We start from the raw sequence: 24,833 nt of genomic DNA on the forward strand, positions 1-24,833 counted from the left end.
TATATAACAGTTTATAGCTGAAAACCGGAGCCTGTAATGATCGTTGCCTGTCCGAATTGTAATGGCCTTAACCGTTTACCGGCCAACAAACCGGCCCTTAATGCCAACTGTGGCAAGTGTAAGCAGGCATTGTTTAATGGCCTGCCGCTGGAGCTGACCAGTATTAATTTTGCGGCACATGCCAATAAGGCTGAGTTGCCGTTAGTGGTCGATTTCTGGGCCAGCTGGTGTGGCCCGTGCAAAAGTTTTGCGCCGGTATTCAGCCAGGCCGCTCAGCAGCTGGAGCCGCAATTTCGTTTCGGTAAGATTAACACCGAGCAGCAGCAACAATTGGCTGCGCAGTTTAATATTCGCTCTATTCCTACAATAATGTTATTTAAGCAAGGCAAAGTGCTGGCCCAACAAGCGGGCGCTATGCCCGGTCAGGCCTTTAGCCAGTGGTTATCTCAGTATAAGTGAGTGTTCACCAACTAAATTTATCTTAATGGAGGCAATATGACGGAAGCACGCTTCACCCTCAGCAGCCCTGATCTGCAGGAAGGTCATTTTATGGCAAAAGATCATGAATTTGATGGCTTTGGCTGCAATGGTAATAACGTTTCACCAGCGCTTGAATGGCAAAACCCACCTGACAACACCAAAAGTTATGCCGTTACCGTGTTTGACCCGGATGCACCGACCAGTTCGGGTTTCTGGCACTGGCTGGTAACTGATATTCCGGCCGATGCCACTGGTTTTGCCCAGGGCGTTGGCAATGGCCGTTTGCCGCCCGGCTGCCGTACGTTTAAAAATGATTATGGCAGCAAAGAATTTGGCGGCGCCTGCCCGCCAGAGGGTCATGGCATGCATCGTTATCAGTTTACTGTTTGGGCCTTACCGGAAGAAACCCTGGCCGTACCGGACGATGCCAGTGCCGCTGTGGTCAGTTTTATGCTAAATGCCAATGCTCTGGGTAAGGCAACATTAACAGCAACCTATGCCCGCTAGGGTTGTTTAACATGTTAAGACTAAGGCCGCATATCGCGGCCTTTTTTTTCGGACTAAGCTGAAGCTTTGCTAATAAGGATCAGCCTCTGAGCAGCTTAATGCCGGGATATGAGCAATCGCAGCGCTACTATGTGCTGCTGGCCGGTTTTTTCAGTCAGTTACTTTGTCTTGGCGTGGCCCGCTTTGCCTACACGCCACTATTGCCGCTGATGCAGCAGCAAAGCGGATTGGACGATGCGACAGGCGGTTATCTGGCCGCGGTTAACTATCTGGGCTATATGGCCGGCGCCTTACTGGCGGCCAACCTTAGCAATCTGCGGCGGAAAGACACGCTGTACCGGCTTGGTTTGCTGCTGGCGGTTATCAGCACCCTGGGCATGGCGTTAACTGATAACATCTGGCTGTGGGCACTCTGGCGCTTTGTGGCGGGCTTAAGCAGTGCCGGCTCTATGTTAATTGCCTCCGGTCTGATTATGCATTGGCTATTAAGCCATGGGCAGCGGCCAGAATTAGGTATTCATTTTGCCGGGCTGGGATTGGGTATTGCCCTGTCTGCGCTGCTGGTCGAGCTGATGCTGCAGCTGCAGCTGGACTGGCGGGCACAGTGGCAAGCGTTGGCCCTGTTCGGTGTGTTACTGGCCATTCCCGCCTGGCACTGGTTGCCCCGCCCGGTTAACGTTAGCATCGCCATGCAACATCGCGCTGTTGATACGCCGTCAACTAAACGTTTTTATTATCTGCTACTGGCCAGTTACTTCTGTGCTGGTTACGGCTATGTGATCAGCGCCACTTTTATCGTTACGATAGTTGAGCGAACGCCGGGATTAAGTGGCAGCGGCAATCTGAGTTTTGTGGTATTGGGGCTGGCAGCTGCGCCGGCGGTACTGCTATGGGATTTTATCGCCCGTAAAACCGGCTACCTGAAAGCCATTGCGCTGGCGCTACTGGCTCAGATGCTGGCGATTTTACTGCCGCTATGGTTCAGCTCATTAACAGTGGTGCTGCTAAGCGCCGCCATATTTGGCGCGACCTTTATCGGGGTGGTCAGTTTAGTGCTAACGATGGTAGGGCGCTTATATCCCAGTAAACCAGCCAAACTGATGGGTAAAATGACGTTAGCTTACTGCAGTGCCCAGGTTTTCGCGCCAGCTTTAACAGGTTACCTGGCAGAAGTAAGTGGTTACTATACGGTAGGCCTTTACCTGGCCGCCGGGTTTGTTGGCCTGGGGGCATTGCTGATTGCGGTGTTAATCATCACTGATCAAACCGCGCAGCAGCTGGATGCAGTAAAAACAGCTGGTTAGCTGCAACAAGTTTACTTACCGATACAGAACGAGCTGAAAATTCGGCCTAATAAATCATCACTACTAAATTCGCCGGTAATTTCATTTAAGTGCTGCTGGGTCAGCCTTAGTTCTTCAGCCAGAATTTCGCCGGCGATATAGCTGTGCAGTTGCTCCTGGCCAATAGCCAGGTGCCCGGCGGCGCGGTCCAGCGCATCTAAATGGCGGCGGCGGGCCAGAAAGCTGCCTTCGGTACTGGCGTCAAAGCCAATGCACTGCTTTAAATGCTCGCGCAGCGCATCGATACCGGCGCCGGTTTTGGCTGATAGCCGGTATACCGGGGTGGTGCTGCTGGTATCCGGTGTCGACTCTGCACTGAGCATCTCGCCGGTTAAATCGGCTTTATTGCGAATAACGGTAACGCCTAGGCTCGCGGGCAGGCGGTCAATAAAGTCGGGCCAGATAGCGCGCGGATCAGTGGCGTCGGTGGTGGTGCCATCGACCATAAACAGTACTCTATCGGCCTGTTCGATTTCCTGCCAGGCGCGTTCGATGCCGATTTGTTCTACCTGATCGGTTGCTTCGCGCAGTCCGGCGGTGTCGATAATATGCAGCGGCATCCCGTCAATATGAATATGCTCGCGCAGTACGTCGCGGGTGGTGCCGGCGATCTCGGTAACAATGGCCGCTTCGCGACCGGCCAGGGCGTTTAGCAGGCTGGATTTACCCGCATTGGGCCGGCCGGCTATCACCACTTTCATGCCTTCACGCAGAATACTGCCTTGCGCTGCCTGTTTTTTTACGGTGGCCAGATAATCAATAATCTCTGCCAAATCGGTTGCCACTTTGCCATCAGATAAAAAGTCGATTTCCTCGTCGGGGAAATCAATGGCGGCTTCGACATACATCCGCAGGTAAATCACTTTTTCCACCAGTTCATGGATCCGGCGTGAAAACTCACCCTGCAGCGATTGGATGGCACAGCGTGCTGCCTGCACGCTACTGGCGTCAATTAAATCGGCTATGGCTTCAGCCTGGGCTAAGTCGAGCTTGTCGTTTAGAAAAGCCCGTTCAGAGAATTCGCCGGGGCGGGCAATCCGCACATTTGGCAGTGCCAGTACCTGTTGCAGCAGCATATCAAGCAACACCGGGCCGCCATGCCCCTGCAGCTCCAGGATATCTTCGCCGGTAAAGGAATTAGGGCCGGGGAAGTACAGGGCGATGCCCTGATCCAGTACCTTGGCTTCGCTATCAAAAAAGGGCAGATAGTCGGCATGGCGTGGCTTAGGCAGCTTATGCAGGATGGCCTGCGCTACCGCTTTACTATCAGGGCCGGAAATACGAATAATACCAACACCGGCCCGGCCGGGGGCAGTGGCTAAAGCGGCGATAGTGTCAGTAGTAAACATAGTTGCTCTCTTAATGGAAAAAGCCTGTCGCATTATGCTGACAGGCTGATTAGTTAGTGCTGCTGGCCGGGTAAGGAAATCATCATTTCGCCACTTTCGACAGCACCTCCCTGTGCTCTCTCAAGTTCCACGACATCCCTGTCGTTGCTGCATGATGACACCTTACCCTGCTTTAAAGTCAGGTTACGCCTTCTTAGTATGTAAGCCTTTCTTTTCCATACCTTTGTATATATATAGCATCTGCGCCAGTGAAATCAGGTTACTGACCAGCCAGTACAGCACCAGACCGCTTGGGAACCAGATAAAGAACACTGAGAATGCGACCGGCATCCACATCATAATTTTCTGTTGCAGCGGGTCGGTGACCTGCATTGGCGTCAGTCTTTGCATAGCAAACATACTTAAACCAAACAATACCGGCAGGATGTAATAAGGGTCTTTAGTCGATAGATCCGTTATCCACAGCATAAAGGGTGCGTGGCGCAGTTCAACACTCTCAACGAATACCCAGTACAAGGCTAAGAAAATCGGCATTTGTACCAGCATCGGTAAACAGCCACCCATAGGGTTAACTTTTTCTTTGCGGTACAGCTCCATCATTGCCGGGCCCATTTTCTGGCGATCGTCTTTGTAGCGGGCCTGCAGCTCTTCAATTTTTGGCTTTAAATTACGCATCTTGGCCATAGATTCATACTGGATCTTGGTCAATGGGTACATCACACCTTTGACAATGATCGTGATCAGGATGATTGCCAGGCCCCAGTTGATAACGAAGCTTTGAATCGTGGTCAGTAACCAGAACAGGGGTTGTGAGATAAACCACAGGAAGCCGTAATCTACGGTTAAATCCAGACCATTGGCCAGTTCGGCTAATTTGTCCTGTTGTTTCGGGCCGGCATAAAAAGTGCTGCCAACAACCGTACTTGCGCCAGGCTGCAGTTCAATCACGTCACTGCGGGTACCAATAACCCCTTTATTACCGGAGACCATACTGTACAGACGCTGGGATGTGGTTTGATCAGGTACCCAGGCTGCAACGAAGTAGTGCTCCAGCATTGCAACCCAGCCACCAGTGCTGTTTAGAGCCAGATTTTTCTTGGCCATATCATCAAAGTCGTATTTCTCGTAACGTTCTTCACTGGTGCCGTATGCTGCGCCACGGTAAATTGGCATCATCATGCTGCTGCTTTCGCCGCTATCAATATTTTGCACCAGGTGCCGGTAAGGCTGAATCCGTTTGCTGACATCGCTTTGGTTTTCAATAGAATACTCTACCCGGACATCATATTTGCCGCGGCTGAAAATAAATCGCTTTTCAATTTGCAGGCCATTAAAGTTGGTAACCAGTGGCACCACCAGCTCATCACTACCGGCCGGCAATTGATACTGTTGCTGGGCAAACTGATAAGGCTGACGGCTGTTAGTTTGATCATCCGGGCCATCTGCGCCAATCAGGCCAGACTGGGCGGTATACTCAAAGCCAGGCAGTTTGCGCATCAGCACATAGGGCTGTTCGCTGCCTTTGGTTAGCGGAAATTGCGGTAAAGTCAGGCCGACAATATCACCACGGCTGGTATCGATTTCAACATTTAATACGTCAGTCGCTACGGTTACCCGTTGTGCTGAAGGAGTGGCGGTGGCTGCTACCTGACTAGGCGCATCATCACCGGTCAACCGGATATCACCATTACTGCCGGTAGTGCTACTGCCAGGCGTAATATTCTGCGTCTGTTCAACGGAAGTGGGGGCGGCTATCGGTTTTGGGCCGTAATCTTTTTGCCATTCCTGCCAGAGGAAAAAACTGACGATTGCCAGGGCAATTACTAAAAAACTGCGTTGTGAATCCATGGGTTAGCTTTTCTCATTATGCTTATCAGGAACGGGATCATCACCGCCCTTATGTAAGGGGTGACATTTTAATATGCGTTTGCCTGCTAACCAAGCACCTTTTACCGCACCAAAGCGTTCAATAGCAGTAATGGCATAGTGTGAACAGGTTGGATTGAAGCGGCAGTGTGGCCCCAGCAGCGGGCTTAACACCAGCTGATAGCCCCGAACCAGTATTAACATCAGCTTGATTGTAAAGCGATGTACTGGCGAGCGATTTTGCTCCATAGCCGTTCCAGTTGTTTCAACAGTTCACTATTCGGGGTGTTACTGATATCACCCTTTACCATTAATACCAGATCGACGCCGGGCAACTGGTGTTGATGCAAACGAAAGCTGTCACGCACACAACGTTTAATACGATTGCGTTGCACGGCCAATTTAACACGTTTTTTAGCGATAGTAAGGCCTAATCTCGGGTGAATAAGCTGATTTGGTTTTGCAAGAATGGTAAACAGGGGAGACGCAACCCGAAATGGGTGTTGGAATACATTGTCGAATTGACTGGGAGTTAACAGGCGTAACTCCCGGCCGAAGTTCAGGCTGACCACGCAGCGCTTAACAGCCGATTACGCTGATAAACGCTGACGGCCCTTAGCACGACGACGCGCTAAAACCTGACGACCATTTTTAGTGGCCATACGTGCACGGAAACCGTGGTTACGCTTGCGTTTTAATACGCTTGGTTGAAACGTTCTTTTACTCATAATTTCATCCGTCCGGTCGAAATATTTACTAAGATTACCTGTGTTTTAGCAAATAAACCAAAACGCAGCTGACAAAAATGAGCGCGAATTTTAGTTAGTTCGGGCCTTAAAGTCAATGCGATCCTCACTTTTTTTCTGATCTGATCATTGCTTTACCCTCCGCATTAGCAGGCCCTTTGCCCGGGGCTTTGAAAAGTTTTCCACAGGTTGGCTGATCTTATTGAATAAAATGTGAGTTACTTGTTTTTTAGGTCAGAAAGTGTGGCTTGAATTAATCGGTATTATTAAATCGAATAAGGCTAAAATAGCTATATAAAACATCAATATAATTATAAATTGCCGGCATAAAGTTTTTTTTTGAAAAGTCAATATTGAACTTGTGGATAAGATCATACGATAATGGCCAACTTGCGTTATGACACCAGCCTTATTTTATAATTTTAATCAGGGCTTCAGGAGAAACGGTGTATCAATCTGTTTGGCAAAATTGTTTACAGGCACTGCAGGCGGAACTTCCTGCTCAGCATTTCAGTATGTGGATCCGGCCATTACAGGCAGATAGCTCCTCTGATTCGCTGATCCTGTATGCGCCAAACCGCTTTGTTCTGGATTGGGTGCGGGAAAAGTATCTGAATCGGATCCTTGAGCTGATCCAGGATTATTGTGGTGATGATGCGCCGCGGCTTAAGTTTGATGTAGGTAATAGCCAGCAACAAACAAAACGGCCAGCGGGTAATGCTCATCTGCCCCAACCTGAGCAACATACTAACCATGCCAGCCCGGCCCCACGTGAAACTGCAGAGCCTGCCCCGAAAACCATCGTCCGCAGTAATGTCCGGGCCAATTACACCTTTACCAACTTCGTTGAGGGTAAGTCGAATCAGTTGGCGCGGGCTGCTGCCAGTCAGGTGGCCGATAATCCGGGTACTGCCTACAACCCATTGTTTATTTATGGCGGCACTGGTCTGGGTAAAACCCACTTACTGCATGCGGTTGGTAACGGCATACTGGCGAAAAAGCCTGATGCTAAAGTAATCTACATGCACTCTGAACGCTTTGTGCAGGATATGGTAAAAGCATTACAAAACAACGCGATAGAAGAGTTTAAGCGCTATTACCGCTCGGTGGATGCACTGCTTATCGATGATATTCAGTTTTTTGCCAATAAAGAGCGGTCGCAGGAAGAGTTTTTTCATACCTTTAATGCCCTGCTGGAAGGTAACCAGCAAATCATTTTAACCAGTGACCGCTATCCAAAAGAAATTGATGGCGTGGAAGACCGCTTAAAATCCCGCTTTGGTTGGGGCTTAACTATTGCCATCGAACCGCCGGAGCTGGAGACGCGGGTGGCCATTCTGATGCGTAAGGCTCAGGAGAACCAAATCCGCCTGCCGGAAGAGGTGGCGTTTTTCGTGGCGAAACGGCTGCGCTCCAATGTGCGGGAACTGGAAGGTGCATTGAATCGGGTTATAGCCAATGCCAATTTTACCGGTCGGCCGATAACCATCGATTTTGTCCGCGAAGCCTTACGTGATTTGCTGGCGTTGCAGGATAAGCTGGTGACTATTGAAAATATTCAGAAAACGGTAGCAGAGTATTACAAAATCCGGGTTGCCGATTTATTGTCCAAGCGTCGCTCGCGCTCCGTCGCCCGGCCGCGGCAAATGGCGATGGCGTTATCGAAAGAATTAACAAACCACAGCTTGCCGGAAATTGGTGATGCTTTTGGTGGCCGCGATCATACGACGGTATTGCACGCCTGTCGCAAAATTGAATCATTAAAAGAAGAAACCCACGAAATTAAAGAGGATTTTCAGAACCTCATTCGCACGTTGTCTTCATAGCAGGTTTTAACAGGGTCATCCTAACAGGGTTTAGCTATGCAATTTGTTATTAACAGAGACGCCTTACTCAAGCCATTACAAATGGTATCTGGCGCCATTGAACGTCGCCACACCTTACCCATTTTATCCAATGTATTGCTGGAAGTAACAGAACAGCAGCTGGCACTAACGGGTACTGATTTGGAAGTTGAACTGGTCGCTACCACTGATGCCGTGCAGGTGCAGCAGGTTGGCCGGGTAACCGTACCGGCGAAAAAGTTGCTGGATATTTGCCGTAGCTTACCGGAAAACAGCGATATTAAAGTAGTACTACAAGCAGAAAGTTGTATTTTAACTTGTGGTAAAACTAAATTTACCTTGTCTACCTTAAGCGCGTCAGAATACCCCAATCTGGAAAGCTGGCAGGGCGAAGTTGATATCAGTATCAGCCGGCAGCAACTGCGCAAGTTATTAGATGACACCGCGTTTTCGATGGCCAATCAGGATGTTCGTTACTATCTGAACGGTTTATTGTTTGAAGTTGATAATGGCAGCCTGACCGCTGTGGGTACCGATGGTCACCGCCTGGCACTGAGCAAGCTGGCGTTGCCGGGAGTTAATTTGCAGCAAAAGCAAATTATTATCCCTCGCAAGGGCGTACTGGAAATTATGCGTCTGCTGGCAAATGACGAGCAGCTGATAGAGCTTAGTCTTGGTCAGAATCATATCCGGTTATCTGATCAGGGTTTTACTTTCAGCAGTAAGCTGATTGATGGCCGCTTCCCCGATTACCGGCGGGTATTGCCTCGCAACAGCACTAAGCTGGTGACAGCACATCGTCCGGTATTAAAAGACGCCTGTACCCGGGCTTCAATTTTATCCAATGAGAAGTATCGTGGCGTGCGGTTTACACTAAGTAATGATGAACTGCAAATCATGGCCAATAATCCTGAGCACGAACAGGCAGAAGAGATTATTGAGGTTGAATATCAGGGTGAGCCGCTGGAAATTGGTTTTAACGTTGGTTATATGCTGGATGTACTGAACACCCTGAATACCGATCTGGTAATTCTGCATTTAAACGATGCTAACTCCAGTACCTTAATCGAAGGTGTTGGCAATGAAGGCGCCTCTTATGTTGTTATGCCGATGCGCTTGTAATATATGGCCTTGTTGTCTCTGCAACTTAGCCAGTTCCGCAATATGCCGGCGCTGGCTTTAACTGCTCATCCTGAATTTAATCTTATTTATGGCGAAAACGGCAGTGGCAAAACCAGTTTGCTGGAAGCCATCTATTATCTGGCGCATGGCCGGTCTTTCCGCAGCAGGTTACATCAACGTCTGATAAAAGACGATGCAGAGCATTTTACCCTGCACGCCAAAGTCAGTGATAACCAGCAGAGCTACAGCCTTGGTTTGCAGCGCAGCCGTACCGCTGAATTGCTGCTGCGGTTAAATGGTGCTAACGTGCAGCGTTTGGCTGAGTTTGCCAGCCTGCTGCCTGTGCAGTTGTTAACGCCCGATAGTTTCCGGTTGTTCTTTGGTGGTCCAAAAGAACGCCGCCAGTTTTTTGATATGGGTGTGTTCCACGTGGAACCAGGTTTTTTTCCGGTGTGGTTGCAATTCAGCCGTGTGTTAAAGCAGCGCAATGCGCTACTAAAACAGCGTAGGCGCTATGATGACGAGTTCGCCTACTGGGATCAGCAATTTGCCAGCCTGGCCTGGCAGCTTTACAGCCAGCGCCAGCACTATATAGACCAGCTAAGCGCTGCTTTCAAGTTGCTGGTAACAGACAATGCACTGCTCTGTGATATCAGCATGCAATTACAAAACGGCTGGCCCGAGCGCGTTAACAGTGAACAGGCGCTGCTTGAGTTACTACAACAGAATTTCGAGCAGGACAGCCGGCAGGGCTTTAGCCAGTATGGTCCACAAAAAGCTGACCTGAAGTTAAAAAAAGCCCAGCTGACTGTGGAAGAAGTATTATCCCGCGGCCAGCTAAAAGTGTTATTATTTGCACTTAAAATCGCCCAGAACAATGTAATTAGTAATAATGGTAACAAACAGCCATTGCTACTGATTGACGATTTGGCGTCGGAACTGGATGCCAGTTCCACCCAGATCGTTTTTGAGTATTTAACCCAGATTAATTCACAGGTATTTATTACTGCAATTAATGCTGATCAGGTTTCACCTTATATTGCTGCCGAACGCAGCAAAATGTTTCACGTGGAACACGGTCAGATAACAGCACGGACAGACGACGATGGCCGAACAACATAATTACGATTCCTCAAGTATTAAAGTATTAAAAGGGCTGGATGCCGTTCGTAAAAGACCAGGCATGTATATTGGTGACACCGATGACGGCACTGGTTTACACCATATGGTGTTCGAGGTGGTTGATAACTCTATCGACGAAACGCTGGCCGGCTATTGCACCGATATCTGGGTAACCATTCACAGTGATGGCTCAGTATCAGTTCGTGATAATGGCCGTGGTGTCCCCACTGAAATGCATGAAGAGGGCGTCTCGGCAGCAGAAGTTATTATGACGGTACTGCACGCTGGTGGTAAGTTCGACGAAAACTCTTATAAAGTATCCGGCGGTCTGCATGGCGTTGGCGTCTCTGTGGTTAACGCCTTATCTGACAAACTGGAACTGACCATTCGCCGTAAAGGCCAGGTACATAACCAGATTTATCATCTGGGTGTACCGCAGGCACCACTGGCCGTGATCGGCGAAACAGAGGATACCGGTACCGCTATCCGGTTCTGGCCAAGCCCGACTGTGTTCAGCGACATCGATTACCACTATGATATTCTGGCGAAGCGCTTGCGTGAACTGTCGTTCCTGAACTCGGGCGTCAGCATTATTCTGACAGACGAGCGCAATGATAAAAAAGATCACTTTAAGTATGAAGGTGGTATTGAAGCCTTTGTCCAATATTTGAATCGCAGTAAAACCAGCGTCCACCCTAAAGCGTTTTATTTTTCTGATCAGCGTGAAGATGGCATTTCCGTAGAAGTGGCGATGCAGTGGAATGACAGTTATCAGGAAAACGTATTTTGTTTTACCAACAATATTCCGCAGCGTGATGGCGGGGCACACTTAGCCGGTTTCCGCGGAGCTTTAACCCGGGTACTGAACAACTATATTGAGCATGAAGGTTATGCCAAGAAAATGAAGGTACAAGCCTCTGGTGATGACGCCCGCGAAGGCTTAACTGCAGTTGTCAGTGTAAAAGTACCGGATCCAAAATTCAGCTCGCAAACCAAAGATAAGCTGGTGTCCAGCGAAGTACGCTCTGCCGTTGAAGGTGTAATGGGCGAGAAGCTGAATGAATACCTGTTGGAAAATCCGGGCGATGCCAAAATTATTGTCGGCAAAATTGTCGATGCAGCCCGGGCGCGTGATGCAGCGCGTAAAGCGCGGGAAATGACCCGCCGCAAAGGTGCATTAGATATCGCAGGCTTACCCGGTAAACTGGCTGACTGTCAGGAAAAAGACCCGGCTTTCTCTGAACTGTACATTGTAGAGGGTGACTCTGCGGGTGGGTCTGCCAAGCAGGGCCGTAACCGTAAAAATCAGGCGATTCTGCCACTTAAAGGTAAAATTCTGAACGTCGAAAAAGCCCGTTTTGACAAAATGCTGTCATCACAGGAAGTCGGCACGCTGATCACTGCACTTGGTTGTGGTATTGGTCGCGAAGAATATAATCCGGATAAAACCCGTTATCACAGTATCGTGCTGATGACCGATGCTGACGTCGATGGTTCGCACATCCGCACCCTGTTGCTGACCTTTTTCTACCGCCAAATGCCGGAACTGATCGAGCGTGGTTATATTTATATTGCTCAGCCGCCATTATTTAAAGTAAAAAAAGGTAAGCAGGAACAGTATATTAAAGATGAACCATCGCTGGTTGAGCACTTAACTACTCTGGCGCTGGATGAAGCAACCTTGCATGTAAACGCTGACGCCCCGGGCATTGGTGGCGAGCATCTGGAAAAACTGGTTCGCTTGTTTCACAAAGTTACCGCTATTATTAACCGCTTAAGCCGGAAAATACCTTACAACCTGTTAAATGAGCTTATTTATGTAACAGGCCTGAGCCCGGAGAATGTTAAAGATAAAACCGTGGTAGAAGCCTGGGTTAAAACCCTGGCTAAACGGCTGGACGAAAAAGAAGGTGACGGCTCCAGTTATAAGTATGACGTGATTGAAGACCGCGAACGTCATTTATTCCAGCCTAAAATTATCATTCGTCAGCACGGCATCGACAATGAATATGCGCTGCATTACGACTTTATTACCTCGCGCGATTACCAGAATATTGTCGCCCTGGGTGATGAAATTCGTGACCTGATAGAAGAAGGCGGCTTTATTCGTCGTGGCGAGAAAGTCAAACCGGTAGAAACTTTTGTTGAAGCGTTAGACTGGTTAATGGCGGAGTCAAAGCGCGGCCTGTACATTCAGCGCTATAAAGGGCTGGGTGAAATGAACCCGGATCAACTGTGGGAAACCACCATGGACCCGCAAAACCGCCGGATGCTACAGGTTACTATCGAAGATGCGGTAGGTGCCGATCAGCTGTTTGCCACCTTAATGGGCGACCATGTTGAACCACGGCGGGCCTTTATTGAAGAGAACGCGCTGTACGTTGCCAACTTAGACGTATAGTTTTTTTACCAGATAACAAGACAGGGGCTGCGGCCCCTCAGTCATTTTAGCGAGTTAGCAGCGCATGCATAAATACGATATTAAAACCTTTCAGGGCCTGATCTTAGCCCTGCAGGATTACTGGGCGCGTCAGGGCTGTGTTCTTGTTCAGCCGCTGGATTTAGAAGTGGGCGCCGGTACTTTTCACCCGATGACCTTTTTGCGATCACTGGGCCCGGAGCCCACCAATGTGGCCTATGTGCAGCCGTGTCGCCGGCCTACCGATGGTCGTTATGGTGAAAACCCGAACCGCTTGCAGCATTATTATCAGTTTCAGGTGATCTTAAAGCCTTCGCCAGACAATATTCAGGAGCTGTACCTGGGCTCACTGCGTGAGTTGGGGATTGATACCCTGGTGCACGATATCCGTTTTGTTGAAGATAACTGGGAATCGCCAACGCTGGGCGCCTGGGGCCTGGGTTGGGAAGTCTGGTTAAATGGCATGGAAGTGACTCAGTTTACCTATTTTCAGCAGGTAGGCGGCTTAGAATGCCGGCCGGTAACCGGCGAAATTACTTACGGCTTAGAACGGCTGGCGATGTATATTCAGGGCGTTGATTCTATTTACGACCTGGTATGGACCGATGGGCTCTTAGGCCGGGTAACCTATGGCGATGTGTTCCATCAGAACGAAGTCGAGCAATCTACCTATAACTTTGAACACGCTGATGTGCCGGCACTATTTGCCCAGTTTGACCAGTGTGAGAAAGAAAGCCATTACCTGATAGAGCAGGGTCTGGCGTTGCCAGCTTATGAAAAAGTCATGAAAGCCTCCCATGCTTTTAATATGCTGGATGCCCGCCATGCCATCTCAGTAACTGAGCGCCAGCGCTATATCCTGCGGGTGCGTACGTTAGCCAAGGCCTGTGCGGAAGCCTATTTCGCCAGCCGCGAGAAACTTGGTTTTCCGCTATGTAAAAAAGACCAGCCATCACAGCAGGAGGCCAAATGAGCGCTCAGGATTTTCTGGTAGAAATTGGCACCGAAGAGCTGCCACCGAAGGCACTGAAAACGCTCGCTACCGCCTTTGCAGATAATATTGGCGCAGAGCTGGCCAAACAAGAGTTAAACCATGGCGACATCATCTGGTACGCCGCACCGCGGCGCTTAGCAGTGCGGGTTAATGGCCTGGCTGCCAGTCAGAGCGATAAAGTTGTCGAGAAACGCGGCCCGGCTATTGCTGCCGCTTTTGACGCAGACGGTAAACCTACCAAAGCTGCCCAGGGTTGGGCTGCAGGCTGTGGCATTAGTGTTGAGCAAGCAGAGCGGCTGGAAACCGATAAAGGCGCCTGGTTACTGCACAAACAATTGCAAAAGGGCCAGAATACGACTGATTTGCTGGCAGACGTGATTAAAACTGCCCTGGCCAAGTTACCGATTGCCCGGCCAATGCGTTGGGGCAACTCAGATGCAGAGTTTATCCGGCCGGTGCATACTATTGTGATGCTATATGGCAACGAGGTAGTGCCTGCTACTATTTTAGGCCGCAGCAGCAGTAATAAAAGCTATGGTCATCGCTTCCATGCGCCGGCACTGGTTGAAATTGCCAATGCCGATGCCTATTTGCCAACTTTACAGCAGGCTTATGTGGTGGCCGATTATCATCAGCGCAAAGCCACTATCGCCCAACAGGTCAAAGCGACAGCAGATAGCTTAAATGCCACGGCCCAAATGGATGATGCTTTGCTGGAAGAAGTGGCCTCGTTGGTGGAATGGCCGGTGATATTAGTCGGCAGCTTCGAGCAAAGCTTTTTGCAGGTGCCGGCTGAGCCGCTGATTTCAACAATGAAAGATAACCAGAAATACTTCCCATTGCTGGATAAGCAAGGCAAGTTAATCAATAAGTTTATCTTCGTTACGAATATCGAAAGCAAAGATCCACAACAAATTATCAGCGGCAATGAAAAAGTAGTACGGCCGCGGCTGGCCGATGCTGAGTTTTTCTTTAAAACCGATCGTAAAACTAAGCTTATTGAGCGGCTGGACAGTCTGAAAACCGTATTGTTCCAGCAGCAACTGGGCACGCTGGCAGAAAAATCAGAGCGCATTAGCAAAGTAGCCGGTTTTATCGCCGCCAAAATCGGCGCCGACCAGGCTGCTGCCGAGCGGGCGGGTTTACTGTCAAAAACGGATTTAATGACCAATATGGTCGGCGAATTTCCGGAAGTGCAGGGCATTATGGGTATGCACTATGTCCGGCTGGATGGTGAAGATGAAGCCGTTGCCCTGGCGCTGAACGAGCAGTATATGCCGCGCTTTGCCGGCGATCAGCTACCAAGCAGGCTGGAAGGCGCTGCGGTAGCGATTGCCGATAAGCTGGATACTTTAGTCGGTATTTTTGGCATTGGTCAGACACCGAAAGGTGATAAAGATCCGTTCGCCCTGCGCCGGGCAGCGATTGGCGCACTGCGGATTATGGTGGAAAAGCAGCTGCCTTTAGATCTGATAGATATCATTGCCTTTAGCCAGCAAACCTTTGGCAGTAAGTTAACTAATGCTAAGGTGGCTGAAGAAGTACTGGACTTTATGCTGGGACGCTTCCGCGCCTGGTATCAGGACGAAGGCTATGCAGTCGATGTTATTCAGGCGGTTCTGGCGCGCCGGCCAACCAGCCCAAGTGACTTTAACAATCGGGTAAGTGCGGTGGCTGAATTCAGTAAACTGGACGCCGCAGCAGCGCTGGCAGCAGCCAATAAGCGGGTAGCGAATATTCTGGCAAAAGTGACAGAAACTATACCTCAGCAAGTAAGTACTAACTTACTGCAGGAGGCTGATGAAAAGGCGCTTTATCAGGCGATAATAGCCGAACAAGCGTATCAGGCAGAGGGGCATAGCTACCGCGACAGCCTGGCGCATTTAGCCGGTATGCGTAGTGTGATCGACAGCTTTTTTGACCAGGTAATGGTTAATGCTGATGATAACGCGGTGCGCTTTAACCGCCTGGCATTGTTAAAACAGCTGAGGGAATTATTCCTGCAAGTCGCTGATATTTCGGTTTTACAATAACAAAGCAGTGCTTCCAAAATAAACTAAGCCAGCTTAATCGCTGGCTTTTTTGTTTGTCGGATAGGATAAATAGCTAGCTGGCCGGAAAATAAATTTGGCTTGGCGCGAACCTGACAACGTTTCGCATCGTCTTTTTAGCGTAATAACAACACTAAGGGCAATAATGCAGCAGGCACAACTCGATTTACTGGTACTGGCCATGCAAGACGGCGATAAACGCGCCTTTACTTTGCTATATCAGCATTATCATCGTGACTTGCGCCGCTTCGCCGCCTATTTACTGGCAAATCCGGCTGCAGCTGAAGATCTGGTGCAGAACGTCTGGTTAAAAGTCAGCCGGCGGATAACCCGCTTAAATGACCCGGCAGTATTTACCAGCTGGCTATACCGGGCGGTACGCTGGGAAGTGCTGGATTATCAGAAGCAAGCTGCAAATTGTAAGCAGCAGGCGGTCGATGTTGATGCTTTGCCAGCCCAGGTAAGCCCAGCTAACAGCCAGCAGCGTGCTGACGACAGCGGTGATTTAAGCAAAGCGCTGGCATTACTGGCAGCCGAGGAACGGTTGGTATTGCAGCTACATTATCTGCATGAGTTAGAGCTAAACCAGATAGCGTTAATCGTCGACATACCGCTAGGTACCGTTAAGTCGCGGTTACATCGGGCACGGCAACAGTTGTATCAGCAGCTGCAATAGCACTTTGAATTAGCGTTTTAAAAACCAATAAGGAACAGGCAATGACAACCGATCACGATATCAAACAACAACTGGCCAGACAGGCCGCAGAGCTGGATAAATTAATGCGCGAAGAGCAGGGGCTGGAGAAGGTACTAGCCTCTGGCTTTAAAGGCGGGTTGGGGGGCATTATGATAATCGCCTACATACTGGCAACGGTGCTGGCTGTGGCGATTTTTTATTGTGGCTATCATTTCTTTACTGTGGCGCCGGAGCAACAACTGTTCTGGGGCATATCATTATTGTTAGTATTTCAGGCCCAGGTTGCGACTAAACTGTGGATCTGGATGGAAACTAACCGCAGCTCGACGTTGCGAGAGCTGAAAAGGCTGGAGCTGGCTGTCGCAAAAATCACGGCAGGCTAGCAAACCAGGTTGCGGCCACTGTGTTTGGCCAGATATAGCTGCTTATCGGCGTGCTCGATGGCAGCGGCCAGACTGGTGCTGTCGGTACAACCAGCGACCCCGAAGCTGGCGCTGACCGGTAGTGCCAGCTCGCCAAGCTGCAACGGATTATCCAGTAATGCCTGGCGAATTTTTTCGGCAACCCGCATGGCGTCATCAGTATTGGTTTTCGGCAGGAAAAATAAAAATTCCTCGCCACCTATCCGACAGGCAATATCCTGCTGGCGTAAATTACGCCGGAATAAATTAGCCAGATGGCGCAGTACTGCATCACCGGCGGCATGACCATGCTGATCATTTAGTTGTTTAAAATGGTCGATATCACAGATAATTACCGCCATCGGCAGAAAAGCATCGGCTTGTTGCTGCAAATTAATGTTCAGCGACGAATCAATAAAGCGGCGGTTTAGCAATAAGGTCAGTGGGTCGGTATTGGCCTGTATTTCTTTACTTTGCTGCAGTAAATCCATGGCTTCATGGCTGCGCTCCCGGTAGTGGTCGTTAATCCAGCAGACAATAATCACGATCAGCAACGACGCGATAAAGCGGCTTGCTTCAGCCTCTTTATAATCGGCAATAATCAACTGCGGAACGAACAGCATAACCCCCAGTATAATAAGCAGTAAGGCGTTACTGAACAGGGCTTTTCGAACCCCGAGTAAACCAAATAAAATAGCCGGAAAAGGGAACACCCAGTACAGGGCCGTATTATTAAAGCCACCCTGGTACACCAGGCTTAATACAAAAAAGCCAACCAGAACGGCTTCAATGTTACAGGCCAGGTTTAAATTGCCTGACCAGCGGAAATAACTGATATTAATAAGAAAGGTTGCGCCAGTGCCAAACAGAATAACGGGTAGCAGCAATTGTTCATTACCCAGGTTTTTAAACCCATAAATAAACATCACCAACGAAGTAATATAACTGACAAAAGATAAAATATAACGCCGGCGCCTGGCGTCAATTTTTTCAGCCTGCTGAGCACTGTCCTTGTTAAGAGCTACTTGCAACAGCATCACTCCTGTTTTCTATTTATCCTAGCATATAAACGCCATACAGGAGCAATAGTATGTTACAGGGTGCGCTACTGTTGTTTTGCCTGCTCAACTAAGGCTCTGACATCAGCCAGCAGCTGCTGGGCATCGTATACTATGCCGTCTTTAATGGTGTAGCGCACGCCCTGGGTGCGGATGGCCTGATTGTCTGCATTCAGCCGGTAGTGGCCAGTGCCATATAGTACCTTAAAATTAGCCAGGGGGTTTTCAGCGACGATAACCAGATCAGCCTTTTTACCCGGTACCACGCTACCAATATCCTGCTCCAGCCCCAGGGCAATGGCACCATTAAGCGTTGCCGCCTGAATAACTTCCAGCGCATTAAAGCCAGCTTCGCGCAGCAGCTCCAGCTCCTGAATAAAGGCAAAGCCATAAATTTTATAAATATAACCGGCATCAGAGCCCACGGTGATCCGGCCGCCATGGTTTTTATAGTCATTTAAAAACTGCATCCAGATCCGGTAGTTTTCGCGCCAGGCAATTTCATGGTCAGTGGTCCAGTCAAACCAGTAAGAACCATGGGCATAGCGGCTGGGGGTGAAAAATTTAGTCAGGGTCGGCAGGGTATAATCCTGGTGCCACTCAGCGTTGCGCTGGGCTGCGGCATCCCGGCTGGCCTCGTAAATGGTCAGGGTAGGGTTAATAGTAAAATCGAGCGCTATCAATTCATCACGAACGGCATTCCACTTATCAGAGCCAGGTTTTGCTGCCTGTCGCCACAGCTCGCCAGCTGCGCCAAAGCGGTCCTGCTCGTTCTGGTAATTATAATCCGCCGGATAATTCTGAATAGTCTGGCCGCTAAACAGCGCTTCGGGTAAGCCATACCAGTGCTCCATTGAGCCTAAGCCCATCCGGGCGCTGTCCAGCACATTGGTACGGGCCACATTCAGCTGGGCATGGTGCATCATCGTGCCCAGCTGCTGTTTGTTTGCTTCATCCAGCGCAGCGGCAATAATGCCGGGGGTGGCACCAAAAAACTTAATACCGGCTGCACCAGCCTTTTTAATATCGCGCACCCATTTGCGGGCCTGCTCAGGGTTAAATACCGCCTGGGCTAAGCCCTGGCCAAAACCAACGTACGGGACTATTCGCGGTGCTACTATCCGGTTTTCAGCCGATGCCTTCACGTGCTTTAAGGTCCAGGCCAGGCCATTAAAACTGCCGGGTTCACGCACGGTGGTAATGCCATGCGCCAGCCAGAGTTTAAATACATATTCAGCCGGAACACCGTTGGCCGAGCCACCAATATGGCCATGCATATCAACAAAGCCAGGCAGAATATACATACCGCTGACATCCATTTCAGTATCAGCCGGGCCGGCTTTAGGCCTGCCACCGTCCAGCACCGGTACATCAGGATAACCGACAACGCTTACCTGAGTTATCCGGTCGTTTTCAATTACAATATCCACCGGGCCAATAGCCGGTGCGCCTTCACCACTAATCAGGGTGCCGCCACGCAAAATCAGCCGCTTATAAGGGCCGTCACCTTCAGCTTGCTTGCGCTCAGGGGCAGAGGGCGTACGTTCGGTGGCATTGGCAGATAAGGGCAAACAAATGGTGCTGATAACCAGCAGTAGGGTGCTAACAAACAGACGCATGGCAAGTCCTTTCAGATTATAAGGGATAACTGACAAGACTCAGTGTGCCAAGGCTTTAGCCGCTGCGCCAGTGCAACGCGGCAAAATGCCTTAACTAAAGCGTGAACGGTAAATATCAGCCAGCGCCACGACAAAAGCGACTTCCTGTTCGCTCCAGCGTTTAATTTCTGCCGTCTGTTCACAGCAGATAATGCCGGTCGCTTTCTCACCATGGTAAATAGGCACATCAAGTAAGGATTTAATATTAAAAGGCTTTAAAAAAAGCTCAGCTAAATCTTTGGTGGCGGGGTCTTTCAGGGCATCGACTGCCCGGATAACTTTTTTCTGATCCAGCGCGGCAAAGTAGCCCGGGAAGCTCCAGCGGTCGACCAGCAAGGCTTCCTGCGAGAAGCCGTTATCTTTGTCCAGTAACAACTGACAGCGCAGTAAGTCATGATCAACAAACTGCCACAAACCCACCTGCTGGATGTTCAGGCCATCAAGACAACAGCGCAGCAAATGCTGCCGGGCTTCGTCTTCACTTGTCTCGGGGTTGTAGATAGCGCTATGAAGTTCATCAAGTTGGGCGGAATACTGCGACGTCATAATAATGCGTTGTCCAAAACAGAAATAGGGTAATCACAACCATAGCAAAAGGAATCAGCGCCGCCACTGTATTTAGCAATTTGCTACAAATTACTTAGCTTTTAAAACTGGTCATTATTTTCGTTATTGGCAAATGATTTTGCAGCGAATAAAAAAAGCAAATGTTGGCCAGAGAAAGCTTTCTGTTATTTAACGATTGCCGTTCCCTGTTTTATAAACTAAGTTAGAACCTGAAAATCGCCTGAGAGCGATAAAGGATTGAATCACAGGGAGGCCCATCATTGAAAAAACTGCTATTAATAGCGCTGATTGCCTTCGGTGCCTGGAATTACTATCAAAAACAAAGCACGCCTAAGCCAATTGCTGAGCCTGCAACACGGGTGCTACCTGACTACACAATGCCCATCCAAAAAGCCCGTGACGTTGCTACTAAAATGAGTTTTCGCTGTGACGGTCGTCAGCACTGTAGCCAGATGAACTCCCGCGCCGAAGCGGAGTACTTCTTACGAAATTGCCCGGATACTAAAATGGATGGTGACAGGGATGGGATACCCTGTGAGAACGATTCGAGATGGTAAAGAGAAACAAGAGTCGGATTGTTAATTTCAAATACTAACTTTTTTCACTACATACCGATACGGCAGTGCTGTGGTATCACTCGCCAGTAACTCATGATCCATAAAACGGCAGAAGGCCGGGATATCGCGGGTGGTGGCCGGGTCGTCGGCAATAATCAGTAAGGTTTCACCGATCTGCATTTTACGCATTTGCAGCCGCACCATCATTACCGGCTCGGGGCAGCGCAGGCCTAAGGCGTCCAGGGTTTGAGTGGCGCTGTTAAAATGCGGGTTCATTACTACTCCGATAATCTTAATTCAAAACCTAACTTATTCAGCAAACACATGGCGCACTATTAAGTGTAAGTTACCTTGTTCAGGGTACGGCTGTTGACGCTAAGCTAAGGCGATGGTTGGAACACCCACTTGCGCAGACACAGAGTGTCTGAGGTTTTTCGCCAGCAAAACCGAGTTGCTGTGGCGAGCACAGTGGGTGTTGCAACCTACAGCCGTTATCTTAATTACACAAAACAAAAGGGCCGTAAAAACGGCCCTTATTCTATGCGATTGTGCTGGTCGCTACCAGTCTGTTGCTGCCAGCTTATGGCCGCTCAAAAACAGTAGCGATGCCCTGACCTAAACCAATACACATGGTCGCCAGGCCAAACTTGCCGCCTTTATCTTCCATTACATTGATTAAGGTGGTGCTGATCCGTGAACCTGAGCAGCCAAGCGGGTGGCCAAGGGCGATGGCGCCGCCGTTCAGGTTTACTTTCTGCTCTTTTACTTCCAGCAGACCTAAGTCTTTCATTACCGGCAGCGCCTGAGCTGCGAATGCTTCGTTCAGCTCGGCGTAGTCGATGTCGTCAATAGACAAACCAGCCATTTTCAGTGCTTTTTTCGACGCCGGCACCGGGCCGTAACCCATAATCGACGGGTCGCAACCCGCTACACCCATACCGCGCACGTAAGCTCGGATAGGTAAGCCCAGCGCTTTGGCTTTTTCTTCACTCATTACCAGCATGCCAGAGGCCCCGTCGGATAACGCCGACGAGGTACCAGCGGTTACCGTACCATTAGCCGGGTCAAATACCGGCCGCAGTTGGCCCAGGGCTTCTACTGTGGTTTCCGGACGAATAACTTCGTCGTAATCCATCAGTTTTAATACGCCGTCGGCGTCGTGGCCTTCGGTTGGGATAATTTCATTTTTAAAGCGACCCTGTTCACTGGCTTCCTGCGCCAGACGGTGCGAGCGGGCACCGAATTCGTCCTGCTGCTCGCGGCTGATGCCGTGCATTTTACCCAGCAGTTCAGCCGTTAAGCCCATCATGCCAGCGGCTTTGGCGATTGACGTAGATAAGCCCGGGTGAAAATCGACGCCGTGATTCATTGGCACATGGCCCATATGCTCGACGCCACCAATTAAATACACCTCGCCCATACCGGTCTGAATGGCGCGTACTGCATCATGCAGCGCCTGCATTGATGAGCCGCATAAGCGGTTAACGGTAACGGCAGGCACCGAATGCGGAATACCGGCTAACAGCGAGGCGTTGCGCGCCACGTTAAAGCCCTGCTCCAGGGTTTGCTGCACGCAGCCCCAGATAATATCGTCAATATCACTGGGGTTTAATGCCGGGTTACGTTCCAGCAGGGAGGCCATTACATGGGCAGATAGCTGCTCAGCGCGGACATTACGGTACATACCATTTTTTGAGCGCCCCATTGGGGTGCGGATACAATCTACTATTACAGCGTTTTTCATTATTCTGCTCCTGCGCTTAAACCGGGAAGAAACGCTGGCCGTTATCGGCCATGGCGCGGGTTTTATCTGTAACCTGATAAATTTCGCCTAAATGGGCGTATTTATCGGCCAGGGCAACAAAGTTGGCTAAACCTATAGTGTCGACATAACGCAGTGGGCCGCCACGGAACGGCGGGAAGCCCAGGCCAAATATCAGGCCCATATCAGCTTCGGCGGCCGTTTGCACTATGCCTTCTTCCAGACAACGAATGGTTTCGTTAATCATTGGCACCATTACCCGGGCAATAATTTCGTCCGGGCTGAATTCCTGCTTATCGCTGGCAATACCGGCCAGTATTTCCAAACTTTTCGGGTCGATATCTTTTTTCGGCTTACCTTTGGCATCTTTACTGTAGGCGTAAAAACCAACGCCATTCTTCTGGCCATATCGGTCCGCTTTATACATGGCAGCAACCGGGTCATTATCCAGCTTGGCCATCCGGCTCGGGAAGCCGTCAGCCATCACATCAGTGCAATGGAAGGCAGTATCTAAACCAACCACATCCAGCAGGTACGCCGGGCCCATCGGCCAGCCGAATTGCTTTTCCATTACCTTATCAATCTGAGCAAAATCGGCGCCGTCCAGCACCAGTTTGCTGAAGCCGGCAAAGTAGGGGAACAGTACCCGGTTAACAAAGAAGCCCGGGCAGTCGTTGACCACTATCGGCGACTTGCCCATCTTAGCGGCATAAGCCACTACAGCGGCCACGGTTTCGTCGCTGGTATGCTCACCACGAATAACCTCGACCAGCGGCATCCGGTGTACCGGGTTAAAGAAGTGCATACCACAGAAGTTTTGTGGCCGGCTTAAGTTTTTCGCCAGGGCATTAATTGAAATGGTTGAGGTGTTCGAGGTTAAAATGGCGTCATCGCTGATTAAACCTTCCACTTCTTTTAGCACGGCGCCTTTAATTTTCGGGTTTTCAACCACTGCTTCAACCACGATATCAACATCTTTTACCATGTCGTTGCTAAGGGTAGGGGTAATGCTGGCGATCACTTTAGCCATACCGGCAACATCCAGCTTTTTGCGCTCAACCTGCTTGCTCAGTAGTTTAGTAGCTTCGCCCATACCGAGCGCCAGCGCTTTATCGGCGATGTCTTTCATCACTACCGGCACGCCTTTTAACGCTGACTGGTAGGCAATGCCGCCGCCCATAATACCGGCACCCAGTACAGCGGCTTTTTTAATGGCTTTGGTGGCCACTTTGCCGGCTTTTTTTGCTTTGCTCTTAATTAACTGGTCATTTAAAAACAGGCCAACCTGAGCAGTAGCAGCATCGGTTTTCGCCAGTTTGGCAAAGCCGGCGTTTTCCAGCGCCATCGCGCCGGCGCGATCAAGCATTGCCGCGGCTTCAATGGTTTGTACTGCGGCCATTGGTGCCGGGTAATGTTTACCGGCGGTGGCAAATACCATACCTTTGGCAGTGCTGAAGCTCATGGTGGCTTCAGTTTTATTCAGTTTTAATGGCTGCAGTTTAACGGCACGTTTTTTCTGCCAGTTCAGACTGCCGGCAATGGCATCTTCTAATACGCTTAACGCGGCAGCTTCCAGTTTTTCCGGTGCGACTACTGCATCAAGTACGCCCGCTTTCTGCGCCTGCTCGGCGCTGTGGTCTTTACCGGTGGTGATCCACTCCATGGCATTGTCGGCGCCAATAATCCGCGGCAGGCGCACAGTGCCGCCAAAACCAGGCATTAATCCCAGCTTTACTTCAGGCAGGCCAATCCGGGTGCTGGTATCGGCTACCCGGTAATCACACGCCAGGGTCCATTCACAACCGCCACCCAATGCGAAACCTTTTATCGCCACGACGGTCGGAACCGGCAGGTCTTCACATAAATCGAAAATATCAGAAGCTTGTTTAATCCACGGTACCAATTCTGTTTCCGGCCGCTGGAAAGTACTTAAGAATTCGGTGATGTCCGCACCAACAATAAAGGTGTCTTTGCTACTGGTAAAGATCACACCTTTCAGGTTACTGTCAGCGTGCAGCTTATCTAAAGCTGTCTTACAATCAGTCAGCGTCTGTTGGTCAAACTTATTAACTGAGCCTGCGGCAGCAAAGGTAAACCGGGCGATACCAGGTTTAATATATTCAACACTGATAGTGTCACTCTGGTAGATCATAAAAATGCTCCTTGGTCGCGTTGTAGGGTGATTGTCGCAACTGGTACGATGAGGTTAACAGGTTCAGTGTGTCGTGCTTTACTAAAAATTTCAACCGTTATTTAAACAGGTGTTTGAAAAAGGTAGCTAAACCCAGCT

Annotated in this window: 23 protein-coding genes; 12 read left to right on the forward strand and 11 right to left on the reverse strand. The window is 49.8% G+C overall.

Annotation, left to right across the window (positions count from 1 at the left end):
* Positions 1 to 36 precede the first annotated feature (36 nt).
* The 3 genes from trxC (at position 37) to R3187_RS06665 (ending at position 2,291) form a co-directional block, all read left to right on the forward strand.
* A complete protein-coding gene (gene trxC / locus R3187_RS06655) occupies positions 37 to 459 on the forward strand; it encodes a thioredoxin TrxC (protein WP_318965908.1) in 423 nt (140 codons plus the stop codon).
* Between the two features lie 36 nt (positions 460 to 495).
* Entirely contained in the window at positions 496 to 987 is a 492-nt protein-coding gene (locus tag R3187_RS06660; protein ID WP_318965909.1) for a YbhB/YbcL family Raf kinase inhibitor-like protein, read from the forward strand.
* Between the two features lie 98 nt (positions 988 to 1,085).
* Positions 1,086 to 2,291 (forward strand): YbfB/YjiJ family MFS transporter, encoded by a 1,206-nt coding sequence (locus tag R3187_RS06665; RefSeq protein ID WP_318965910.1) that lies wholly within the window; start codon positions 1,086 to 1,088, stop codon positions 2,289 to 2,291.
* An 11-nt stretch (positions 2,292 to 2,302) separates the two neighbouring features.
* Here the strand turns inward: R3187_RS06665 and mnmE are convergent, their stop codons facing one another.
* From mnmE to rpmH, 5 genes are all read right to left on the reverse strand, one after another.
* The gene (gene mnmE / locus R3187_RS06670) at positions 2,303 to 3,679 is read right to left on the reverse strand and encodes a tRNA uridine-5-carboxymethylaminomethyl(34) synthesis GTPase MnmE (RefSeq protein ID WP_318965911.1); all 1,377 of its coding nucleotides are present in this window, start codon (positions 3,677 to 3,679) and stop codon (positions 2,303 to 2,305) included.
* 183 nt (positions 3,680 to 3,862) lie between these two features.
* A complete protein-coding gene (yidC, locus tag R3187_RS06675) occupies positions 3,863 to 5,527 on the reverse strand; it encodes a membrane protein insertase YidC (RefSeq protein WP_318965912.1) in 1,665 nt (554 codons plus the stop codon).
* A gap of 3 nt (positions 5,528 to 5,530) precedes the next feature.
* The gene (yidD, locus tag R3187_RS06680; protein WP_318965913.1) at positions 5,531 to 5,794 is read right to left on the reverse strand and encodes a membrane protein insertion efficiency factor YidD; all 264 of its coding nucleotides are present in this window, start codon (positions 5,792 to 5,794) and stop codon (positions 5,531 to 5,533) included.
* Complete coding sequence (gene rnpA / locus R3187_RS06685) at positions 5,749 to 6,117, reverse strand: ribonuclease P protein component (protein ID WP_318965914.1); 369 nt, start codon at positions 6,115 to 6,117, stop codon at positions 5,749 to 5,751. Before rnpA ends, yidD begins: the two co-directional genes overlap by 46 nt.
* Positions 6,118 to 6,135: 18 nt before the next feature.
* On the reverse strand, positions 6,136 to 6,273 hold the full coding sequence (gene rpmH / locus R3187_RS06690; RefSeq protein ID WP_083923053.1) for a 50S ribosomal protein L34: 138 nt from the start codon (positions 6,271 to 6,273) through the stop codon (positions 6,136 to 6,138).
* A 464-nt stretch (positions 6,274 to 6,737) separates the two neighbouring features.
* Here rpmH and dnaA point away from each other — a divergent pair, with 464 nt between their 5' ends.
* The 8 genes from dnaA (at position 6,738) to R3187_RS06730 (ending at position 16,923) form a co-directional block, all read left to right on the forward strand.
* Positions 6,738 to 8,117 carry a chromosomal replication initiator protein DnaA gene (gene dnaA, locus R3187_RS06695; RefSeq protein WP_318965915.1) on the forward strand — a complete coding sequence of 460 codons (1,380 nt, stop codon included), beginning with the start codon at positions 6,738 to 6,740 and terminating at the stop codon, positions 8,115 to 8,117.
* Positions 8,118 to 8,153: 36 nt separating this feature from the next.
* Positions 8,154 to 9,257, forward strand: a complete 1,104-nt coding sequence (gene dnaN, locus R3187_RS06700; RefSeq protein ID WP_318965916.1) for a DNA polymerase III subunit beta — start codon at positions 8,154 to 8,156, stop codon at positions 9,255 to 9,257.
* 3 nt (positions 9,258 to 9,260) lie between these two features.
* Positions 9,261 to 10,379 (forward strand): DNA replication/repair protein RecF, encoded by a 1,119-nt coding sequence (gene recF, locus R3187_RS06705; protein WP_318965917.1) that lies wholly within the window; start codon positions 9,261 to 9,263, stop codon positions 10,377 to 10,379.
* Entirely contained in the window at positions 10,363 to 12,780 is a 2,418-nt protein-coding gene (gene gyrB / locus R3187_RS06710) for a DNA topoisomerase (ATP-hydrolyzing) subunit B (protein WP_318965918.1), read from the forward strand. The genes recF and gyrB overlap by 17 nt, the downstream gene beginning before the upstream one ends.
* Positions 12,781 to 12,844: 64 nt before the next feature.
* Complete coding sequence (gene glyQ / locus R3187_RS06715; RefSeq protein ID WP_318965919.1) at positions 12,845 to 13,771, forward strand: glycine--tRNA ligase subunit alpha; 927 nt, start codon at positions 12,845 to 12,847, stop codon at positions 13,769 to 13,771.
* Positions 13,768 to 15,825, forward strand: a complete 2,058-nt coding sequence (gene glyS / locus R3187_RS06720; protein WP_318965920.1) for a glycine--tRNA ligase subunit beta — start codon at positions 13,768 to 13,770, stop codon at positions 15,823 to 15,825. The genes glyQ and glyS overlap by 4 nt, the downstream gene beginning before the upstream one ends.
* 163 nt (positions 15,826 to 15,988) lie before the next feature.
* On the forward strand, positions 15,989 to 16,519 hold the full coding sequence (locus R3187_RS06725; protein ID WP_318965921.1) for an RNA polymerase sigma factor: 531 nt from the start codon (positions 15,989 to 15,991) through the stop codon (positions 16,517 to 16,519).
* Between the two features lie 41 nt (positions 16,520 to 16,560).
* A complete protein-coding gene (locus R3187_RS06730; protein ID WP_318965922.1) occupies positions 16,561 to 16,923 on the forward strand; it encodes a DUF6768 family protein in 363 nt (120 codons plus the stop codon).
* Here the strand turns inward: R3187_RS06730 and R3187_RS06735 are convergent.
* The 3 genes from R3187_RS06735 to R3187_RS06745 all read right to left on the reverse strand — a co-directional run bounded on the left by R3187_RS06735 (position 16,920) and on the right by R3187_RS06745 (position 20,203).
* On the reverse strand, positions 16,920 to 17,972 hold the full coding sequence (locus tag R3187_RS06735; protein ID WP_318965923.1) for a GGDEF domain-containing protein: 1,053 nt from the start codon (positions 17,970 to 17,972) through the stop codon (positions 16,920 to 16,922). The two genes, R3187_RS06730 and R3187_RS06735, sit on opposite strands and share 4 nt — an antisense overlap.
* Before the next feature lie 74 nt (positions 17,973 to 18,046).
* On the reverse strand, positions 18,047 to 19,618 hold the full coding sequence (locus R3187_RS06740) for an amidohydrolase family protein (RefSeq protein ID WP_318965924.1): 1,572 nt from the start codon (positions 19,616 to 19,618) through the stop codon (positions 18,047 to 18,049).
* A gap of 90 nt (positions 19,619 to 19,708) precedes the next feature.
* Positions 19,709 to 20,203 (reverse strand): GAF domain-containing protein, encoded by a 495-nt coding sequence (locus R3187_RS06745; protein WP_318965925.1) that lies wholly within the window; start codon positions 20,201 to 20,203, stop codon positions 19,709 to 19,711.
* 281 nt (positions 20,204 to 20,484) lie between these two features.
* Between R3187_RS06745 and R3187_RS06750 the strand changes: the two genes are divergently transcribed.
* A complete protein-coding gene (locus tag R3187_RS06750; RefSeq protein WP_318965926.1) occupies positions 20,485 to 20,781 on the forward strand; it encodes an excalibur calcium-binding domain-containing protein in 297 nt (98 codons plus the stop codon).
* A gap of 27 nt (positions 20,782 to 20,808) precedes the next feature.
* Here R3187_RS06750 and tusA read toward each other — a convergent pair whose 3' ends face one another.
* The 3 genes from tusA to fadB form a co-directional block, all read right to left on the reverse strand.
* The gene (gene tusA / locus R3187_RS06755) at positions 20,809 to 21,057 is read right to left on the reverse strand and encodes a sulfurtransferase TusA (protein WP_318965927.1); all 249 of its coding nucleotides are present in this window, start codon (positions 21,055 to 21,057) and stop codon (positions 20,809 to 20,811) included.
* 304 nt (positions 21,058 to 21,361) lie between these two features.
* Positions 21,362 to 22,525: an acetyl-CoA C-acyltransferase FadA gene (gene fadA / locus R3187_RS06760; protein WP_318965928.1), complete on the reverse strand. Its 1,164-nt coding sequence runs from the start codon at positions 22,523 to 22,525 to the stop codon at positions 21,362 to 21,364.
* A 16-nt stretch (positions 22,526 to 22,541) separates the two neighbouring features.
* A complete protein-coding gene (fadB, locus tag R3187_RS06765; RefSeq protein WP_318965929.1) occupies positions 22,542 to 24,695 on the reverse strand; it encodes a fatty acid oxidation complex subunit alpha FadB in 2,154 nt (717 codons plus the stop codon).
* Between the last annotated feature and the right edge of the window lie 138 nt (positions 24,696 to 24,833).

The organism is Arsukibacterium sp. (genome assembly GCF_033721375.1).
Taxonomy (GTDB): domain Bacteria; phylum Pseudomonadota; class Gammaproteobacteria; order Enterobacterales; family Alteromonadaceae; genus Alishewanella.

What these genes read in the sequence shown, in the direction of transcription:
- gyrB (WP_318965918.1), top strand. Translation starts at nt 10,363, where the DNA reads ATGGCCGAACAACATAATTACGATTCCTCAAGTATTAAAGTATTAAAA.
- R3187_RS06665 (WP_318965910.1), top strand. Translation starts at nt 1,086, where the DNA reads ATGCCGGGATATGAGCAATCGCAGCGCTACTATGTGCTGCTGGCCGGT.
- recF (WP_318965917.1), top strand. Translation starts at nt 9,261, where the DNA reads ATGGCCTTGTTGTCTCTGCAACTTAGCCAGTTCCGCAATATGCCGGCG.
- glyS (WP_318965920.1), top strand. Translation starts at nt 13,768, where the DNA reads ATGAGCGCTCAGGATTTTCTGGTAGAAATTGGCACCGAAGAGCTGCCA.
- rpmH (WP_083923053.1), bottom strand. Translation starts at nt 6,273, where the DNA reads ATGAGTAAAAGAACGTTTCAACCAAGCGTATTAAAACGCAAGCGTAAC.
- dnaN (WP_318965916.1), top strand. Translation starts at nt 8,154, where the DNA reads ATGCAATTTGTTATTAACAGAGACGCCTTACTCAAGCCATTACAAATG.
- yidC (WP_318965912.1), bottom strand. Translation starts at nt 5,527, where the DNA reads ATGGATTCACAACGCAGTTTTTTAGTAATTGCCCTGGCAATCGTCAGT.
- fadA (WP_318965928.1), bottom strand. Translation starts at nt 22,525, where the DNA reads ATGAAAAACGCTGTAATAGTAGATTGTATCCGCACCCCAATGGGGCGC.
- tusA (WP_318965927.1), bottom strand. Translation starts at nt 21,057, where the DNA reads ATGAACCCGCATTTTAACAGCGCCACTCAAACCCTGGACGCCTTAGGC.
- trxC (WP_318965908.1), top strand. Translation starts at nt 37, where the DNA reads ATGATCGTTGCCTGTCCGAATTGTAATGGCCTTAACCGTTTACCGGCC.
- yidD (WP_318965913.1), bottom strand. Translation starts at nt 5,794, where the DNA reads ATGGAGCAAAATCGCTCGCCAGTACATCGCTTTACAATCAAGCTGATG.
- R3187_RS06730 (WP_318965922.1), top strand. Translation starts at nt 16,561, where the DNA reads ATGACAACCGATCACGATATCAAACAACAACTGGCCAGACAGGCCGCA.
- mnmE (WP_318965911.1), bottom strand. Translation starts at nt 3,679, where the DNA reads ATGTTTACTACTGACACTATCGCCGCTTTAGCCACTGCCCCCGGCCGG.
- fadB (WP_318965929.1), bottom strand. Translation starts at nt 24,695, where the DNA reads ATGATCTACCAGAGTGACACTATCAGTGTTGAATATATTAAACCTGGT.
- glyQ (WP_318965919.1), top strand. Translation starts at nt 12,845, where the DNA reads ATGCATAAATACGATATTAAAACCTTTCAGGGCCTGATCTTAGCCCTG.
- R3187_RS06725 (WP_318965921.1), top strand. Translation starts at nt 15,989, where the DNA reads ATGCAGCAGGCACAACTCGATTTACTGGTACTGGCCATGCAAGACGGC.
- R3187_RS06740 (WP_318965924.1), bottom strand. Translation starts at nt 19,618, where the DNA reads ATGCGTCTGTTTGTTAGCACCCTACTGCTGGTTATCAGCACCATTTGT.
- R3187_RS06745 (WP_318965925.1), bottom strand. Translation starts at nt 20,203, where the DNA reads ATGACGTCGCAGTATTCCGCCCAACTTGATGAACTTCATAGCGCTATC.
- R3187_RS06660 (WP_318965909.1), top strand. Translation starts at nt 496, where the DNA reads ATGACGGAAGCACGCTTCACCCTCAGCAGCCCTGATCTGCAGGAAGGT.